The 18,432-nt window shown below is 51.8% G+C and carries 16 protein-coding genes; 14 read left to right on the forward strand and 2 right to left on the reverse strand.

Features of this window, described 5'->3' with window-relative positions:
• Positions 1-2: 2 nt before the first annotated feature.
• Both JJU14_RS07870 and JJU14_RS07875 read left to right on the forward strand, forming a co-directional pair.
• Positions 3-479 carry a DUF4870 domain-containing protein gene (locus JJU14_RS07870; protein WP_228612301.1) on the forward strand — a complete coding sequence of 159 codons (477 nt, stop codon included), beginning with the start codon at positions 3-5 and terminating at the stop codon, positions 477-479.
• Between the two features lie 356 nt (positions 480-835).
• Positions 836-2,059 carry a malic enzyme-like NAD(P)-binding protein gene (locus JJU14_RS07875; RefSeq protein WP_228612303.1) on the forward strand — a complete coding sequence of 408 codons (1,224 nt, stop codon included), beginning with the start codon at positions 836-838 and terminating at the stop codon, positions 2,057-2,059.
• 65 nt (positions 2,060-2,124) lie between these two features.
• Here JJU14_RS07875 and metJ read toward each other — a convergent pair whose 3' ends face one another.
• Positions 2,125-2,460: a met regulon transcriptional regulator MetJ gene (metJ, locus tag JJU14_RS07880; protein WP_228612305.1), complete on the reverse strand. Its 336-nt coding sequence runs from the start codon at positions 2,458-2,460 to the stop codon at positions 2,125-2,127.
• A 225-nt stretch (positions 2,461-2,685) separates the two neighbouring features.
• On the opposite strand from metJ, the gene metB reads away from it, so the two are divergent.
• From metB to argH, 8 genes are all read left to right on the forward strand, one after another.
• Positions 2,686-3,993: a cystathionine gamma-synthase gene (metB, locus tag JJU14_RS07885; protein ID WP_228612307.1), complete on the forward strand. Its 1,308-nt coding sequence runs from the start codon at positions 2,686-2,688 to the stop codon at positions 3,991-3,993.
• Positions 3,994-3,997: 4 nt separating this feature from the next.
• Positions 3,998-6,406 (forward strand): bifunctional aspartate kinase/homoserine dehydrogenase II, encoded by a 2,409-nt coding sequence (metL, locus tag JJU14_RS07890; RefSeq protein WP_228612309.1) that lies wholly within the window; start codon positions 3,998-4,000, stop codon positions 6,404-6,406.
• Positions 6,407-7,312, forward strand: a complete 906-nt coding sequence (gene metF / locus JJU14_RS07895) for a methylenetetrahydrofolate reductase (protein WP_228612311.1) — start codon at positions 6,407-6,409, stop codon at positions 7,310-7,312.
• A 164-nt stretch (positions 7,313-7,476) separates the two neighbouring features.
• The gene (gene argC, locus JJU14_RS07900) at positions 7,477-8,538 is read left to right on the forward strand and encodes an N-acetyl-gamma-glutamyl-phosphate reductase (RefSeq protein WP_228612313.1); all 1,062 of its coding nucleotides are present in this window, start codon (positions 7,477-7,479) and stop codon (positions 8,536-8,538) included.
• A complete protein-coding gene (gene argB / locus JJU14_RS07905; protein ID WP_228612315.1) occupies positions 8,531-9,301 on the forward strand; it encodes an acetylglutamate kinase in 771 nt (256 codons plus the stop codon). Before argC ends, argB begins: the two co-directional genes overlap by 8 nt.
• Positions 9,302-9,326: 25 nt before the next feature.
• Entirely contained in the window at positions 9,327-10,241 is a 915-nt protein-coding gene (locus JJU14_RS07910) for an ornithine carbamoyltransferase (protein ID WP_228612317.1), read from the forward strand.
• Positions 10,242-10,249: 8 nt separating this feature from the next.
• Positions 10,250-11,470, forward strand: a complete 1,221-nt coding sequence (locus JJU14_RS07915) for an argininosuccinate synthase (RefSeq protein ID WP_228612319.1) — start codon at positions 10,250-10,252, stop codon at positions 11,468-11,470.
• 2 nt (positions 11,471-11,472) lie between these two features.
• Positions 11,473-12,855, forward strand: a complete 1,383-nt coding sequence (gene argH, locus JJU14_RS07920; RefSeq protein WP_228612321.1) for an argininosuccinate lyase — start codon at positions 11,473-11,475, stop codon at positions 12,853-12,855.
• A gap of 73 nt (positions 12,856-12,928) precedes the next feature.
• Here argH and JJU14_RS07925 read toward each other — a convergent pair whose 3' ends face one another.
• A complete protein-coding gene (locus JJU14_RS07925; protein ID WP_228612323.1) occupies positions 12,929-15,505 on the reverse strand; it encodes a PBP1A family penicillin-binding protein in 2,577 nt (858 codons plus the stop codon).
• Positions 15,506-15,656: 151 nt separating this feature from the next.
• Here JJU14_RS07925 and JJU14_RS07930 point away from each other — a divergent pair, with 151 nt between their 5' ends.
• From JJU14_RS07930 to JJU14_RS07945, 4 genes are read left to right on the forward strand one after another with little or no spacing between them, the layout of a single operon-like run.
• A complete protein-coding gene (locus tag JJU14_RS07930) occupies positions 15,657-16,736 on the forward strand; it encodes a pilus assembly protein PilM (protein WP_228612325.1) in 1,080 nt (359 codons plus the stop codon).
• Positions 16,724-17,287, forward strand: a complete 564-nt coding sequence (locus JJU14_RS07935; protein ID WP_228612327.1) for a PilN domain-containing protein — start codon at positions 16,724-16,726, stop codon at positions 17,285-17,287. The genes JJU14_RS07930 and JJU14_RS07935 overlap by 13 nt, the downstream gene beginning before the upstream one ends.
• The gene (locus tag JJU14_RS07940) at positions 17,284-17,889 is read left to right on the forward strand and encodes a type 4a pilus biogenesis protein PilO (protein ID WP_228612329.1); all 606 of its coding nucleotides are present in this window, start codon (positions 17,284-17,286) and stop codon (positions 17,887-17,889) included. The genes JJU14_RS07935 and JJU14_RS07940 overlap by 4 nt, the downstream gene beginning before the upstream one ends.
• Positions 17,886-18,407 carry a pilus assembly protein PilP gene (locus tag JJU14_RS07945; RefSeq protein ID WP_228612331.1) on the forward strand — a complete coding sequence of 174 codons (522 nt, stop codon included), beginning with the start codon at positions 17,886-17,888 and terminating at the stop codon, positions 18,405-18,407. Before JJU14_RS07940 ends, JJU14_RS07945 begins: the two co-directional genes overlap by 4 nt.
• The last annotated feature ends 25 nt before the right edge of the window (positions 18,408-18,432 follow it).

An 18,432-nucleotide genomic window follows, 5' to 3' on the forward strand; every position in this document is an offset into this window, starting at 1 on the left:
GCATGGATTTACAGCAACTGGAAAAATTAAACGAATTGCGTGAAAAGGGCATTCTATCTGAGCAGGAATATACCGAGCAAAAACAAAAAATCCTGAGCCAGCCCACGATAAGTCTGCAGCAGTTTTTTTTACAAACCAACCACTACACTATGTTGATGCATCTGGCGCAGCTTTGTGCATTCATTTTGCCTATACTCGGCTGGGTGGTGCCATTGGTGATGTGGCTATCGCGCAATGAAGACGCCACCATTGACCGGCATGGCAAAGTGGTTTTTAACTGGATTTTAAGTTTTGTGCTTTATTTCTTTATTGCTTTACTGCTTACCGTCATCCTAATTGGTTTTCCGATACTGCTGGCTTTGGTCATTTGTTCTATCGCCTTTAGTGTGCTCGGTGCCATCAAGGCAAAAGAGGGTATCATTCAAAATTACCCCCTTTCAATTCGCTTCTTTCGCATCGATGAAGTGGAAGAGACATAAAAAAAATTTATGCAGTCACTGTTGGTCGCGTTGTAGTCTCTGTCTGGGCTAGCCATGGCTTTGGTTGCATGAGCATCCAATCTTGCTGCATCCTTCTGCATTGCCGCTGAGTCAGTCTTTTGAATGGACTTGGCGGGTGGGCAAAAACTTGCTATAAATCATTCCAGACGGCTTTACATCTAGAGCTTATACACTAATCTTTGGATGTGGTGGTGACTGGTACGAGCTGCATAACAACGATTCTTTTCCGTGCTGGCAACGGATAAAATAACAGCCCAACGATCAGGAAAAAGCCCACCAGAGCCGGTCAGAGCCAATGGCCTTAATGCACCCTACAACACGTTCAGGAAACCATCATGTCCGATTTTAAATCACAAGCACTGAAGTATCACGCCGAGCCTACCCCAGGCAAGATCAGTATTGAAATCAGTAAACCTGCGGAAACTGTTCGCGATCTGGCACTGGCCTATAGTCCGGGTGTAGCTGAGCCGGTACGTTGCATTGCGGAAGATCCGGATGATGTGTACAAATACACCGCCAAAGGCAATTTAGTTGCGGTGATTTCCAATGGCTCTGCCATCTTAGGTTTGGGCAATCTGGGGCCGATGGCATCCAAGCCTGTTATGGAAGGGAAAGCGCTGTTGTTTAAGCGCTTTGCCAATCTGGACTCCATTGATATTGAAGTCAGTCACCGCACCACTGAAGAGTTTATCAATACCGTTGCCAACATTGCTGATACCTTTGGTGGCATCAATTTAGAAGATATCAAGGCGCCTGAATGCTTTGAAATCGAAAAAGAGCTGATCAAGCGCTGCAATATTCCAGTATTTCACGATGATCAGCATGGCACAGCCATTGTCACCGCTGCTGGTATGCTGAACGCATTGGAAATTCAAGGCAAAGAGCTCAGCGAAGCGACCATAGTCTGTATGGGGGCTGGTGCTGCGGCCATTGCCTGCATGGAGTTGCTGATCAAGTGTGGCGCCAAGCGCGAATACATCTATATGCTGGATCGTAAGGGCGTGATTCATACCCGGCGTGATGATCTGAACGAATACAAAAAGCTATTTGCCAACAACACCGATAAGCGCACGCTGGAAGATGCACTGCAAGGTGCGGATGTCTTTGTCGGCGTATCTGGCCCGGATGTCCTGCCAGCAGAAGCACTAAAGCTGATGGCCGATAAGCCGGTGATTTTTGCCTGCTCCAACCCGGATCCGGAAATTAAACCCGAGCTGGCGCATGCGACCCGCAGCGACATCATTATGGCGACAGGGCGTTCCGATTACCCGAATCAGGTGAATAACGTGCTGTGTTTCCCGTTTATTTTCCGTGGTGCCCTGGATGTTCGGGCCAGCGTGATCAACGATGAAATGAAAATTGCCGCTGTGCATGCGATTCGCAGCATTGCGAAGGAGCCGGTGCCGGCAGCGGTATTAAAAGCCGCAGAAGTCGATGCGTTGGTGTTTGGTCCAGAGTACATTATTCCAAAACCAATGGACCCACGTCTGCTGGAGCGGGTTTCCAAAGCGGTATCTGATGCAGCTATCGCTTCCGGTGTAGCCCGTCTGGTACGCTAACAGGATACCAGCAATAAAAAACCGCAGCTCTGGGCTGCGGTTTTTCTTTGGAAATGCAACACGGCTTAGTCTTCGGTATCGTCTGCTTCAATGATTTCCGGAATCGGCTTGCCCATGCTGGTCAGGATATCACGTACTTCCTGCGGAATTTGATGCGGGCTGTCTTTACGTAGATCGTCATCGCTTGGCAATGGCTGGCCAGTAAAGGCATGCAGGAAAGCTTCACACAGCAATTCACTGTTGGTGGCATGGCGCAGGTTGTTGACCTGACGTCGGGTGCGTTCATCGGTTAAAACTTTCAGAACATTCAGCGGAATAGACACAGTAATTTTTTTGACTTGTTCGGATTTTTTACCATGTTCCGCATAGGGGTGAATGTATTCACCATTCCATTTAGCCATAACAATACCTTGTAGTTGTTGTCGTTGGATGCTTCACCGCCCGCACTTTCAATCCATTGCTGCATCGGGTGGTAGCAAGTGCCGAAATTTTAACTCTTTTACCGCTTCAGTCAAATAGCCATCCAGCAATAAGCTTTATCTTAGCAGAGAAAAGTTTTGACATCGCCATTTATCTGGTTATACTTTTAGACGTCTAAACATCTAAAATAACTCAGGAGCTTCAGCATGAGCCAACGTCACTTTGCTACCATAGCGGCCCGGGCGGGTATTGCCCAGGACACAGCCCATGAAGCAGTGACGCCACCGATGTACCTGACCACCACCTATCGGTTAAAAGCACTTGGCAAGGCAGGCGCTTATGATTACAGCCGCTCCAACAACCCAACCCGCGATCTGCTGGCTGAGGCTTTGGCTGAGCTGGAGGGGGGAACCAAAGCCATCGTGACCAATACCGGTATGTCGGCGTGTTTGCTGGCGCTGCAGTTATTAACACCGGCTGATACTTTGGTGATCCCGCATGATTGCTATGGTGGCAGTTATCGGCTCTTTACCAATCTGGCTGAGCGTAAACAGAGCTTTAAACTGGTGATTGTCAATTTCCAGCAAAAGGACTGGGTCAGCCAGATTGAAGCCGCTCAGCCCGCGATGATTTGGCTGGAAACGCCGAGCAATCCCTTGCTCCAAATCACCGATATTCGCGCTGTTTGCCAGTTGGCCAAGAAACTGACTGCCAGGGTGGTAGTAGATAACACTTTTTTATCGCCGGTACTGCAGCAACCACTGGCATTGGGAGCAGACATCGTCGTTCACTCCACCACCAAGTACATCAATGGTCACAGCGATGTGGTCGCTGGTGCTTTGATTTGCGCCGATCAAGCGGTGGGCGATGAACTAAAATGGTGGGCCAATTGTCTGGGCATTACCGGCGCAGCCTTTGATGCTTACATGACACTGCGAGGCCTGCGTACCTTATTGCCTCGGATGCAGCAGCATCAGGCTAATGCGGAGCGGATCGTCGCTTTTTTGCAGCAACAGCCTTTGGTCAGTAAGGTTTATTACCCTGGCTTGGTTGATCACCCTGGCCATGCTATTGCAAAGGCCCAGCAGCAGGGATTTGGGGCCATGCTTAGTTTTGACTTAGCAGTTGAGCCCGCTTTACTGCAGGATTTTCTGGATGCACTGCAGTGCTTTACTTTGGCTCAATCGCTCGGTGGTATCGAGAGCCTCATTTGCCACCCAGGTAGCATGACCCATGCCTCGATGGATGCTCAAGCGCAAGTCACCGCTGGTATAGGGCCAACCCTGCTGCGTTTGTCGGTTGGCATTGAAGCCATTGACGATTTACTGGCGGATTTAGCGCATGGCTTTGCTGTGTTGGAATCAGCCAGCCGGGCTGGTCGCCAGCAGATCGATTCTGCTACCAGCCAGGCCAGTGCCAAAGCGTCAGGCCCAAGTGCCAGTGGTGCTATTGATAGCAAACAAGATTTTTCGCAGCCATTGCCGTTGAATCCGGCATTGACCGCTTTATGGTGAGATGATGACAACACAAGCTTTAAGAAAACTTGATCGTGCCGCTAACAGCCAGGTGCATAAATTTGGCGGTACCAGCCTGGCCAATGCCAGCCGCTTTCAGGCGGTGGCTCAGATAGTAAAGCAGATTGTGCAGCAACATGATTTGCAACCGCACAGTGACTTCTGGTTGGTGGTGTCAGCACCGGGCAAAACCACTGATCAGCTCTGCGCTTTGTTAGCGCTGGCCGGTCAGGGCGAGCCGATTAAGCAGGCTGTAGCTGAGCTGGGTGGTGCTTTGACTGAGTTGGTTCGTCAGACCCTGACTACCCCTTGGCAAGACGAAGTGCTGACCGAGCTGACCCAGTGGTTGGTAGCTTTGCCTGAACAGGTTCAGTCTGGCCAAACGGCTGATGTGCTGGCACTGGGGGAATCTTTATCCGCCTTGCTGTTGAGTCGCTTATTGCGCCAATCCGGCCTGCAAGCCGATTGGCTGGACAGTCGAAAATTTTTGACCGTTGAAGGTCAGCAAATCCGCTGGGATGAGTCCGAGCAGCATTTGCTGGCGCTTCGAACGGAAGGCATTCAGGTCGTCACCGGCTTTATTGGTCGCGATCCGGCCGGACACAGTCTGACGCTGGGGCGCAATGGCAGCGACTATTCCGCCACTATACTGGGGCGATTGGTGCAAGCACAGCAGGTGCATATCTGGACCGATGTGGATGCGATTTACAGCGGCGATCCACGCCGTTTACCGGCGGCCCGACCTTATCATCAGGTGAGCTGGCGCCAGGCTTGCTTGTTGGCAGAACTGGGGAACCCGGTACTGCACGCCCGTACGCTGGCCCCTTTGTACAATAGTCAGACTCAGCTGCAGGTGCGTTCCAGCTTTGAACCTGAACGCCAGGGCTGTCAGATCGTTCCGGATACCAGCTGCCAGGCCAGCTTTGTCACCGATTTGCAGCAGATGGTGCTACTCAGTGTGCATGACCTGCATGGCTTTGATGCTCATTGGTTGGCTGCTGAACTGCAACAACCTGTGGTGTCCCTGCAACAAAGTGCGCAGGGCAACCTGTGGTTACTACCAGCTAAGGTTGCTGATCAGGCGGTGCAGCTGTTGGCTGAGCGCCAGGTGCATGCAGTGCATGATACCACGGCCTATTATGCAGTGGCCTGGTTAAAGCCTGCGCCTGTGCAGCAAGAGACCTTACCTGCCGATGTGGCGGCCTGTCTCCAGCGACTTCGACCCGCTCACACTTATCAGAACAAAGAACTTGCCGTCTGGTTATTTGCACAGGAGCTATCTGCCGTGAGTTTTGCCGAACTGCATCAGTATTGCACCCAGCCACGCCCTGACATCCAGCTGATAGTTGCGGGCACGGGAAATGTGGGCTCCGAGTTTTTACGTTTATTACCGGGGCATCAGCAGCGCTGTCAGGGTAGCCATGGCCTGCAATTAGCAGCATTATTTAACTCGCGCCAGATGGTGCTAAAACCTGCTGCCGTGCACGAGTTACCCTCACTGCTACAACAGGCCGGGCCTTTAAATCAGCAGGCCTTGCTCACTGAAATTGCCCGTTTGCCAGCCCCTAAGGTGCTGATTGATTTAACACCAAGCCAGGCTCTGGCCGAGCAGTATCCGGATTTTATTGCCGCAGGTTGTCATATTATCAGTGCCAATAAGCAAGGCGTTACTTTGCCTGAGCCGCAGTATCAGCAGATCCTTAACCAGCTCAATGAGCAAAAGCTGCACTGGCTGAGCAATACTACGGTTGGTGCTGGTTTACCAGTGCAGCGAGCATTGAATGAGCTGCAATCTGCCGGCGATAAAGTAAGCCGCATCAGCGGGATTTTCTCCGGTACTTTGTCCTGGTTACTGTGTCAATACGATGGCAGCAGGGCATTTTCCGACTTGCTGCTGCAGGCGAAAGAACTGGGTTATACCGAGCCGGATCCGCGCGAGGATTTATCCGGTCGCGACGTGCAGCGCAAGTTGCTGGTGCTGGCCCGGGAACTCGGTTGCTCACTGGATTTAGCCGATATCAGGCTGGAACCTTTACTGCCTGAAGCTTTGGCAGGCGCAAGTTGGGATCATTTCTGGCAACAGCGCGCTGAGTTTGATGCGTTGATGCAGCAGCACTTTGAGCAAGCCTCACACCAGCAATTGCGTTATGTCGGCGAGCTTCGCCTGACCGCTGATGGGGTCGATGCCTGCGTTCGCTTAGTCGCCGTGCCAGGTTCGGACCCATTGGCTGCCATTCAACCGTGCGACAATGTATTTGTGATTGAGTCCGACTGGTATCAGGAGCTGCCTTTGGTGATCAAAGGTCCCGGTGCTGGCCGAACCGTTACTGCCGGTGGTGTGCATGCGGATCTGGCGCAGCTTAGCCGCCAGTTGTTATTGTCAAATGTTGCTAATTTACCGAGGTCGTCGTAAATGTCCTTTGCTCATGCCCAATTTTTAGAAGCGATTAACCGCAACCTGCACGATGTGCAAGGGAAAACCAAGGTCAGTTTTGAGTTTTTCCCACCAAAAACCGAGCAAATGGAGCAGACGCTCTGGCAGTCCATTGAGCGTTTAGCCCCTTTGGCGCCGAGCTTTGTTTCGGTGACCTATGGAGCCAACTCCGGCGAGCGTGATCGTACCCACGACATCATTAAATCCATCAAGCAACGTACTGGCTTGATTGCCGCACCGCATCTGACCTGCATCGATGCCAGTGTTGAAGAGCTGAAACAAATCGCCCGTGATTACTGGGACAATGGTATTCGCCACATAGTAGCGCTGCGAGGTGATTTGCCTGCAGGCACCACAGAGAAGCCTGCGCTTTATGCTGCTGATCTGGTCGAGATCCTGCGCTCGGTAGCCGATTTTGATATTTCAGTGGCGGCTTATCCAGAGGTGCACCCGGAAGCACCCAATGCGCAATTTGATCTGCTGAACTTAAAACGAAAAGTTGATGCCGGTGCCTCCCGCGCCATCACCCAGTTCTTTTTTGATGCGGAAAAGTTTTTGCGTTACCGCGATCGCTGTGCCGCTGTTGGGATTGATGTTGATATTATTCCTGGAATTTTGCCGGTGACCAATTTTCAGCAGTTACTGAAGTTTGCTGCTCTAACCAATGTGGCAGTGCCTGGCTGGATGCATAATGCCTACGAAGGTCTGGAGCAAGACCCTACCACCCGCAACCTGGTAGCGGCCAATATTGCGATGGAAATGGTGAAAGTGTTAAGCCGGGAAGGGATAGAGCACTTCCATTTCTATACACTCAATCGCAGCGAATTAAGCTATGCCATCTGTCATTTACTTGGCGTTCGGCCGCTTGCTCAAACGCAGGCTTAAGGTGGAGGCTTGCTTTGTCATCTGCCGGTAACCCAGTGCCGGCAGACTAATTATTTAATCTCGACAACATTTGGATATAAATTCACAAAAACAGCATAATAATTCTTGTTTTTTGCTGTGTCACTGCGTAGACTAGCGGCTTATCCGTGTGAGGAAAGTCGCCGATGTCGCAATCTCAATCTCAGTTTCAATCAATGGTTTTGTTGAAAAAACGCGCAATTATATTGGGCGCAGCTGGTTACAGCGGTGCCGAGCTGGTGCAACTGATCAGCCAGCACCCGGCCATTGAGTTAGTGGCTGCTTATGCATCTGCTGGTCGTGAGCCTGAGGCTTTTGCCAGTTTGTATCCAAGGTACAGCAATCAGCTGGATCTGCAGGTACTGCCCTGGCAGCCTGAAGCTATCAATGAGGTAGCGCAGCAGGCGGATATCGCCTTTTTAGCTTTACCGCACGAGGCCAGCGAAGAACTGGCACCGCAATTGCTGGCCAAGGGACTGGTAGTGTTCGATTTATCCGGTGCTTTTCGGTTAAAAAACGCTGCCTTGTACCCGGAATTTTATGGCTACCCGCATCAGCATCCGGAACTTCTGCCACAGGCTCCTTATGGCCTGGCAGAATGGATCAGTGCTTCTGAGTTGGAACATTCTTTATTTGCCGTGGCTGGCTGTTATCCAACCGCTTCAGCGCTGGCGTTATTGCCGCTTATCAAAGCTGGCTTGCTGGCCGAAGGTGCTGTGCCGGTGATCAATGCCATCAGTGGCGTATCCGGGGCTGGGCGCAAAGCCAGTCTTGGTACCTCTTTTTGCGAAGTTGGCCTTTCGGCTTACGGCTTTTTTGGCCACAGGCACCGGCCGGAAATTGAGCAGACGCTGGGCTGCTCTGTGGTCTTTACCCCGCACCTGGGTAATTTTAAGCGCGGCATTCTGGCGACCATCAGTGTCTGCTTAAAGGCCGGTATCAGCAAAGCCGAGGTCGATGCGGCCTATCAGCAGCATTACCAGCACAAACCGATGGTGCGCTTATTGCCGCGTTCACCCAATGTCGCTGATGTGGCTGGCACCTGTTTCTGCGATCTGCACTGGCAGCAGCATGGCCAGCAATTGGTGGTGGTGTCTGCCATCGACAACCTGCTAAAAGGCGCAGCGGCTCAGGCGGTGCAATTGGCCAATTTAAAGTTTGGTTACCCGGAAGCAGCCGGCTTGCTGGCAGGAGGTTATCGTGACTGAGGTACGGCCACTTATTGTCAAACTGGGCGGTCGTCTGTTGCAAGAGCCGCCAGCGATTACAGCTTTACTGGCGGTCTGCCAGCACATCAAACAGCAGCGGCCACTGGTGTTGGTGCATGGCGGCGGTGCTCAGGTAGAAATCTGGTTGCAGACCTTTGGCTTTGTCACTGAAAAGATCGATGGCCAGCGGGTGTCGCCGCCTGAGCAAATGCCAGTGATTGCCGGTGCTTTGGCTGGCGGGGTTAATGCGGAGCTGGTGGCTTTGGCCGATTTGGCGGAACTAAAGCCAGTTGGTTTAACCTTGGGGGCTGGTGGCAGTTGTCGCTTTGAAGCCATCCCGCAACTGGGCGCTGTTGCCAAGGCCATGCCAGGCCAGCCCGAGTTATTGCAGGGATTATTGTCGCAAGGCTTTACCCCGGTGCTTAGCTCCATCGGCCATAGCAACGGCGCACTGTTGAATATAAATGCTGATTTGGCGGCCGCAGCGCTTTGCCAGTTGCTGCAGGGTGATTTACTGCTGCTGACCGATGTGCCAGGGATTTTGCAAGCCGATGGCAGCTTAATTCCACAGTTAGATGCGCAAGCCGCCAACCGCCTCGTTGCCAGCGGCGTGATTAAGGGCGGCATGAAAGTCAAATTGGACGCCGCGCTGGAAACGGCGCAAGCCTTAAAGCGCAGCATCGTAGTGGCCGGCTGGCAACAACCGGACCTGTTACTGGCGTTGCTGGCGGGTCAGCCGGTAGGTAGCCGGATCCAACCTTAGATTAAAAAACACAGCGAGTTCGCTTATGACATCTTTTCATCAACTCTTGTCCTTGCAGGAGCTCTCACCAGAGCAGTTGCAGCACTTGCTGCAACTGGCATTGCAAATCAAGCATCAGCCAGCACTGTACCAACAAGCCCTAGCCGGTAAAAGCATCGCCTTATTGTTCGAAAAGCCTTCACTACGAACCCGCGTTAGCTTTGATGTAGGTATCCATAAATTGGGTGGGCACAGCGTTTACCTGGATCAGCAAAATGGTGCTATGGGTAAGCGGGAGACGGTGGAGGATTTTGGTCGTAATCTGGCCTGCTGGACCGATGCCATCGTCGCACGGGTTTATACGCAGAGCACGCTGGAGAAACTTGCCGCCAGCAGCGGTATTCCGGTGGTCAATGCGCTCAGCGATTTATACCACCCCTGTCAGGCGCTGGCCGACTTGCTGACCTTGCACGAAACCTTCGGCGATTTAAGTCAGGTACAACTGGCTTTTGTCGGCGATGGCAACAATGTCTGCCATTCGTTGATGCTGGGCGCCGCCTTAGCTGGCATGAAACTGGTGGTGATCACGCCGCCTAATCATGGTCCGGATGGCCATGTACTGCAACAGGCGCAGGCCATTGCCACAAAAACTGGCGCCAGCCTGAGTTTAAGCCATCATTTATCCGAAGCTCATGGTAGCCAGGCTATCTACACAGATACCTGGGTGTCGATGGGAGAATCGATGGATGCAGCCGAGCAGTTGCGTCGTTTTGGTGATTATCAGCTGTCCAGTGCTGTGTTAGAGCGACTGGGCATTTCCTATTTAATGCACTGCTTGCCCGCGCATCGGGGGCAGGAAGTCACCAGCGAGCTGCTGGACAGTAAAGCAGCCCTGGTATTGCAGCAAGCAGAAAACAGAATGCACGCGCAAAATGCGGTGCTGGTTCAACTTTTAGCATGAGGTGCGAGATGAGTGTAAAAAAAGTCGTATTGGCGTATTCCGGCGGATTGGATACTTCGGCCATCGTGCCTTGGTTAAAAGACAACTACAACTGCGAAGTGGTGGCCTTTGTCGCCAATGTCGGTCAGGGCGATGACGAACTGGCCGGGGTGGAAGAAAAAGCCATCGCCTCAGGGGCATCCAGCTGTTACGTGGTGGACTTGCGCGATCAGTTGATGCGTGAAGTGGTCTACCCGACCTTAAAAACCGGCGCCGTCTACGAAGGTCAGTACCTGCTGGGCACCTCCATGGCCCGGCCGGTGATTGCCCGCGCTCAGGTCGAATTGGCCCTGAAAGTAGGCGCTGATGCACTCAGCCATGGCTGCACCGGCAAAGGCAATGATCAGGTGCGCTTTGAAAGCGCTTTTGCGGCGTTGGCGCCGCAACTCAAAGTGATTGCGCCCTGGCGCGAGTGGGAGTTCAGCTCCCGGCAATCCTTGCTGGACTATCTGGTTGAAAAGAAAATCCCAACCACCTCGTCTGCCACCAAGATTTACAGCCGGGATGCCAACCTGTGGCATATTTCACACGAAGGCGGTGAGCTGGAAGACCCCTGGTGCGAGCCATCTGAGCAGGTCTGGACCTGGACGAAATCGCCGGAGCAGGCGCCGGATCAACCAGCCTATGTCGAGCTGTCATTTGTGGCTGGTGAGCTGCAAAAAATCAATGGTCAGGCATTGGCCCCGGTCGAGGCCTTAAGCTTGCTGAATGATATTGGAGCCGAGCATGGCGTGGGCCGGATTGATATTGTCGAAAACCGCTTAGTGGGTATGAAATCCCGTGGTTGTTATGAAACCCCGGGCGGTACCATTTTACTGGCCGGCTTGCAGGGGCTTGAAGCTCTGGTGTATGACCGTACGGCGCTGAATTACCGTGAGGAGATAGGCCTGAAGTTTGCCCAGCTGGTGTACGATGGCCGCTGGTTTACCCCACTTAAAGACGCCTTACTGGCCGCTGCGACCAGCCTGGCGCAGGACTTGACCGGTGATGTAGTATTGAAGTTGTACAAAGGCCGGGTCACTGTAGCCAAGCGTCGCTCTGTCAACAGCCTGTACTCGGAAGCCTTTGCTACCTTTGAAGACGATGAAGTCTACAACCAGCAGGATGCAGCCGGTTTTATTCGTTTGTACAGCCTGGCCAGCCGCATCCGTGCCATGCATGCGGCTGATAAAACAGCGCAGGAGTCCTGATTATGGCGATGTGGGGCGGGCGTTTTACCGAAGCCACGCTGGATGAGTTCAAAGCCTTTAATGATTCCATCAGCTTTGACTACCAGCTGGCGCAGCAGGATATCGCAGCATCGAAAGTCTGGGCTGCAGGCCTTGCCGAAGCTGGCCTGATTGCAGAGGATGAAGCTAAACAGCTGCAGCAGGCGTTGCAGCAGTTGGCCGAGGAGCTGCTGCAAAATCCTCGTTTGCCGGTCGAAAGCGGCGAGGAAGACATTCACAGCTGGGTTGAAAGTAAGTTGACCGAGCGTCTTGGCGCGGTAGCCCGTAAGCTACATACCGGCCGCAGTCGCAACGATTTAGTGGCGACCGATTTACGGCTTTGGACCCGGGCTGCCGCCAGCGCTGTGCGCAGCAGTTTGCTGGGCAGTATTCAGGCATTGCTGAGTTTCGCTGAGGCTGCCGGCACGGCGGTGATGCCGGGTTATACCCACTTACAACGCGCACAGCCGGTGATGGTGGCGCATTGGGCGTTGGCTTATGTGGAGATGTTTAAACGTGATCTGGGCCGCTTGGACGATGCCAGCAAGCGGCTGAATGTTTGTCCGCTTGGTGCGGGCGCCCTGGCTGGTACCGGTGTACCGGTGGATCGCAGCTGGTTGGCACAGCAACTGGGTTTTGATACCGCCGCAGCCAATAGCCTGGATGCGGTGTCCGATCGGGATTTCGTGGTTGAGCTGTCTGCGACTGCTAGCTTGTGCATGACTCATGTCTCACGTTTATCGGAAGATGTGATTTTCTTTTGTTCTGGTGAAGCGGGCTTCTTTAAATTGGGTGACGCCATCAGCAGTGGCTCATCGCTGATGCCGCAGAAAAAGAATCCGGATGTATTCGAGCTGCTGCGCGGCAAAAGTGGCCGTATTCTGGGCCAACTGGTGGCTATTTTGCATGTGCTGAAGGGCTTGCCGCTGGCATACAACAAAGACATGCAGGAAGACAAACAAGGCTTCTTTGACTTGATGCAGCAGTGGCAGCAATCCTTGCAGGTATTGGCGACGGTATTGCCACATTTAAGCGTGAAAGTAGATGTTTGTCGTCAGGCGGCTGAGCTAGGCTACAGCAATGCAACCGATTTGGCTGATTATCTGGTGGGGAAGGGCATTCCCTTCCGCGATGCCCATCACTTATCCGGACAGTTGGTGCTGATTGCATCCGGGCAGCAAGTGCCACTGGAGCAGTTGCCACTTGCTGAGATGCAAAAAGTCAGTGCGGTTATCGGTGAGGATGTCTATCCAGCATTAACCTTAGAAGCAGGTATGGCGCGGCGCAATGCGCTGGGGGGGACCAGTCCGGAGCAAGTGCTGCCAGCGCTGGTGCAAGCAAAGGCTTGGCTGGCTGCTCAGCAATAGGCCGTCCCAAGCATGAACAACGGCCAGCATTGAGCTAGCCGTTTTGTTTGAGTTGCTATAAGTATCTACCAGTTTAATCAAACAGTTCCAGCAGCTCGGTGCTGGGTTCATCTTCATCAAATGAGAAAGCTGGACTACCGGGTTGAGCGTACTGGCTCGGCTCAGTGCCTCGCAGGAAGAATTCAAAACTACTGGTGTGATCATTGGCCCGGGTTAATAAACCGGTTTCCAAATCGATACGCACTGAGGAGATACCAGAAGGTGTTTCCACCTGATCTGCCGGCATATCCTTCATCGCCACTCGCATAAACTCCAGCCAGGCGGGCAGGGCAGTTCGGGCACCGGCCTCGACGCCACTGCTTTGATCGCGTCCTAAATTCGCGTTCCAGGTGGCACGGCCCAGGCTACGGTTGGCATCGTCAAAGCCTACCCAGGCGACACCGACCAGTTGGCTGTTAAAGCCGGCAAACCAGGTATCTTTGGAATCATTGGTGGTACCGGTTTTGCCGGAAATATCACGGCGTTGCAAGCTCTGAACCCGCCATGCGGTGCCATTCCAGCCGGTACCACGGTTCCAGTTACCACCACCCCAAACACTGGATTTAAGGGCTTCCCGGATTAAGAATGCGTTTTGCTCAGAAAGCACGCGTGTGGCTTGGTTCGATGCTTCCGACTGTGACTTTTCTGGGACCGGATCTAAGCTGGCAAAGAGTTGGGCCAACTGAGCTTCTGCATCGCCGTCTGCATGCGCTGGTCCCTTAGCGCTTGGCTCCGGTCGTTCCAAGCAGTCACGGCAGGCAATTTTAGGCTGGTGTTGGTAAATCAGCTCGCCTTCTTCGTTGTAAATACGATCGATCACATAAGGATCAATCAGAAAACCGCCGTTGGCAAAAACAGCATAGCCGGCCGTCAGTTCCAGTGGAGTCACTGACGCAGAGCCTAGCGATAAGGTTTCATTACGCGGTAAGTCGGATTCAGCAAAGCCAAAATTGCGCAAGTGTTGAATGGTGGCGTCGATGCCGACACCGCGTAGTAAGCGCACCGATACCACGTTCTTTGATTTGGCCAGCGCTTCACGCACCCGAATAGGGCCGTCGTACACGGCGGGAGAGTTGCGGGGACGCCAGGCTATGCCTGCGCCCTGATCCCAGTGATGGATAGGGGCATCATTGACAATGGACGCTAAAGTATAACCATGCTCTAAGGCTGCCGAATAAATAAAAGGCTTAATGGTAGAGCCTGCCTGACGCTTGGCTTGGGTTGCCCGGTTAAACTGACTTTGAGCAAAGCTAAAGCCACCGACTAATGCCTGGATGGCACCTGTATTTGGATCTATGGCCACCAGAGCGCTGGTGGCTTCGGGTTCCTGACTTAATTGCCAGTGTTCGCCATTGTGACGCACCCGGATGTGCATGCCAGGTTGCAGAATATCTGCTGCTTGCTTAGGGGCATGCCCCTGGCGTTGATCGTTGATAAAACGGCGGGCCCATTTGAGGCCGTCCCACGGCAAGGTCTGTTGCCGACCATCAGCCAGCAGCACTTGAGCTTCTTGTTCTTCAACTGCGACCACGATGGCATGATGCAAATCTTCCAGGGTGGTGTGCTCTGACAGGTAGTTTAGGATCTCTGTTTCTTGCCAGGTTGGATCCTTCTCCGCTCCATTTACTACTGCGGTCCAAAGCTGGGCTTGTGGCCCTCGATAGCCATGACGCTCATCGTAATCGTACAAATTTTGCTGGAGGGAGCGACGGGCTGCATCCTGAATAGGCTTAGTGATGGTGGTAAATACCTGCAGACCAGCGCTGTAGGCGTAATCTTCACCAAACATATCCACGACCTGCTGTCGGACCATCTCCGCAACATAGGGAGCCGAAGCAGTAATCTGAGCGCCATGGCGACGGCTTATGACCGGCGCTTGCAGAGCTTCACGGTATTCCTGTTCAGAAATATAGTTCATGGCCAACATTCGGCCCAGCACAATATTGCGCCGATTACGGGCATTGACAGGTGAGCGGACAGGATTTAACACAGAAGGAGCTTGAGGTAAACCTGCGATAATGGCGATTTCATCCAGGGTGAGTTCATCAACTGTTTTACCGAAGTACACCTGAGCAGCAGCACCAACACCAAAAGCGCGATGGCCCAGTTCAATTTTGTTCAGGTAGAGCTCAAGAATTTCATCCTTAGTCAGCAGTTGCTCAATACGAACGGCTAAGAAGATCTCTTTGATCTTTCGGATCACTTTCTTTTCACGGGTTAAAAAGAAGTTTCGTGCTAACTGCTGGGTAATGGTACTGGCACCCTGCTTAGCATCCCGGGTGCTGGCTACTACGATAGCAGCTCGCATCATGCCAATCACATCAAAGCCTGGGTGCTCGTAGAAGCGACTGTCCTCCGTGGCGAGGAAAGCTTCAATTAATTGAGGTGGCATTTCGTCAAGGGTCAGAGGTATGCGCCGTTGCTCGCCAAATTGCGACATCAGCTCACCATCTGCCGTAAAAACGCGCATGGGCGTTTGCAGCCGCACATCCTGCAGCAAGCTCACATCAGGTAGATCATCTTTCACATACCAATAGGCCCCCGCCACTGTTAACACAGCCAGAACAAGCCCAATTAAGCACAAATACAGAATTTTTTTAAGCCAGGACACCCATTCGCCTCAGTTACAACTGTCAATTTGGACATCGGACAACTAGTATATAGTTGTTTGTTTTTGAATAAACTCTTTTTATTCCTGAAAAAAGGATCTAAGCTACATTGTATAACAATAACAAATGTAATAACTACGGCTGTGTGTTGCTATGATGAAACCACTCTTTCGAAAACAGTCTCCGATGATGGTGGGCATAGATATCGGCTCCCACTCGGTAAAAGCTGTGTTGCTAAGTCAGCAGCAGGATCAATTCCAGCTGGAAGCCTTTGCAATTGAACCGATGGCCAAAGGAGCTATGTCCGAACGTGAAATCCAGGACATTGAAGCCGTGGGCAATGTATTAAATAAAATCCGTAAAAAAATTCCGCGCTCGGTTAAGTTTTCTGCTGCAGCAGTCTCAGGTTCAACGGTCATCAGTAAAATCATTTTTATGGATGTCGCCTTAACCGATGCTGAACTGGAAAGCCAAATTGAGGTCGAGGCCGATAGCCTCATTCCTTATCCACTCAACGAAGTCAGCATGGACTTTGAGAAGTTGGATACGAATGAATCCGATCCATCCAAAGTCAATGTATTGCTAAGTGCAGCCCGCACCGAGAGTGTGGAAAGCCGTGTAGCGGCGTTGGAGCATGGTGGTTTTCATGCCAAAGTGATCGATGTGGAAAGCTATGCACTAAGCCGCTCAGCGGCTCTTTGTCTGCAACAGTTGCCAGATGATGCCAACCAGAAAGTCGTTGCTATGGTCGATATTGGCGCAACCATGACACTTTTATCGGTGTTGGAAAAAGGCAAAACACTTTACACCCGTGACCAGGTATTTGGTGGTGAGCAATACACTCGCAGTATTTTATCCTACTACAACAAAAGTTACGAAGAGGCAGAGCAAGCCAAGGTAAATGGTGATTTACCACCCAACTATACCTTTGAAGTGTTGGCACCTTTTCAAACCATGTTGCTGCAGCAAGTTCGGCGTGGTGTTCAGATGTATTTGACCACCAGTGGTAAAGAGAATATTGATTATCTGGTGATTTCCGGTGGTACGTCTCTGCTTGAAGGCATCGATAAGTTGCTGACGGACGAATTAGGTATTTATACCGTGATCGCCAGGCCATTCGCCGACATGAATTGCGCGAGCTCGGTTGATAAAGAATTACTGAAACAGCAGGGGCCGCAACTGATGGTTGCCACAGGCCTGGCGTTGAGGAGTTTTTCACCATGGCACATATAAACCTACTGCCGTGGCGCGAGGCTGCGCGTAAAGAGCGGCAAAAGAAATATATGAGCATTTTGACTGCCGTAGCCCTGGTGAGTTTCATGCTGGTTTTCGTTGTGAGTTCGATTTACAGTGCCAGGCTGGAAGGGCAGCAAAAGCGCAATCAGTATTTGCAAGCTGAGATTAATAAACTGAACCGACAAATTGCTGAAATTCGTGATTTGAATGAGACCAAGAATAGTCTGCAGCAGAGGATGGCACTGATCAGCCAGTTGCAAGGCAGTCGTAACTTGGGAACTCAGATCATGGACGAAGTGGTGCGAGTGGTGCCAAGCGGCGTTTATTTGACCAGTTTGGAGAAAAAGGGCAACGCCATTCTTATCAATGGTCGAAGTGAATCCAATAATCGCTTGGCCAATATGATTCGTCTGGTGGAAGACTCCGAGCTGCTGTCGGACCCTTTGCTGGAGTTTATTGAAACGGGTCGTAGTAATCAGCTGTTGAGTGACTTCAAAATGCATGTCCGGGTGCAAGGCTTTGAAGTGCTGCAAGGGGAGATGCCATGAAGCTTGATTTGAATATTGACTTCTCCAACATTGACGTCAATGAGCTGACACTGGACAACATTGGCAGCTGGCCTGCTGTGGTGAAGGTCATCTTTGCAGCCATGGTGGCTGTAGCAGTTGCCGCGCTCAGTTATTACATGCTTGTTAGCAGTAAGATTGATGATTTAAATGCAGCCCAGCGTCAGGAAACGCAGCTACGTCAGGAGTACCGCACCAAGTATGCATCGGCCGTGAATTTGGAGCCTTACAAACAGCAAATGGCCGAGATGGAGCAAACCTTTTCGTTTTTGTTAAAACAGTTGCCGGCAACGCATGAAACCCCTGGTCTATTGGATGACATTACCTATGTTGGCACCACCAGTGGACTGAACTTTGTTCGGATTAACTGGATGCCGGAGATTGAGAAAGAGTTTTATACCGAGTTGCCGATACGTATTGATGTGATAGGTGACTACCATCAGTTTGGTAACTTTGTCAGTGAAGTTGCTCGCTTACCGCGTATCGTTAGTCTGCACGATTTTAATATTGCTGCGGAGCAGGATGGTAAGCTGCGTTTTAATGTTGTGGCGAAAACCTATCGTTACAAGGAGGCTGACCAATGAGGTGGTTGTGGTTAGTTTCAATGGTGCTATTTTTAACAGCCTGTTTTGATGATATTTCGGATATTCATCAGTTTGAGGCTGAAGTGAAAGCCAATACGCGTACCCGAATTGAGCCTTTGCCTGAAATGAAAGAGTTTCAACACATTGCTTATCAAGGTGCGCAGGCAAGAAGTCCGTTTGCGCTGCCACGGCGCGAGGTCATTCAGGAGCGTTTTGTGCAGCAACGTGATTGTCCGCACCCCGATCCAAATCGGCGTAGGGAGCCATTGGAAAGTTTTGCGTTAGATAATTTGATCATGAGTGGTACTCTGGGTGACAGCAGCCAGTTATGGGCTCTGATCCAGGCAGGGGATCAAACATTGCATCGGGTGACAACGGGTAACTATCTTGGTTTGTACCATGGCCGGGTGCTGGCAGTTACTCCAACGCACATTGAATTGCTTGAGCTAATCCCTGATGGAGCAGGCTGTTGGCAGGAAAGAACAACAACGTTGCAGATGGCTGGATCTGCTAATTAACAGGTGTGTAATGCATGATGGATAA

The sequence above is a fragment of the Alkalimonas sp. genome (assembly GCF_020831925.1).
Lineage (GTDB): Bacteria > Pseudomonadota > Gammaproteobacteria > Enterobacterales > Alteromonadaceae > Alkalimonas.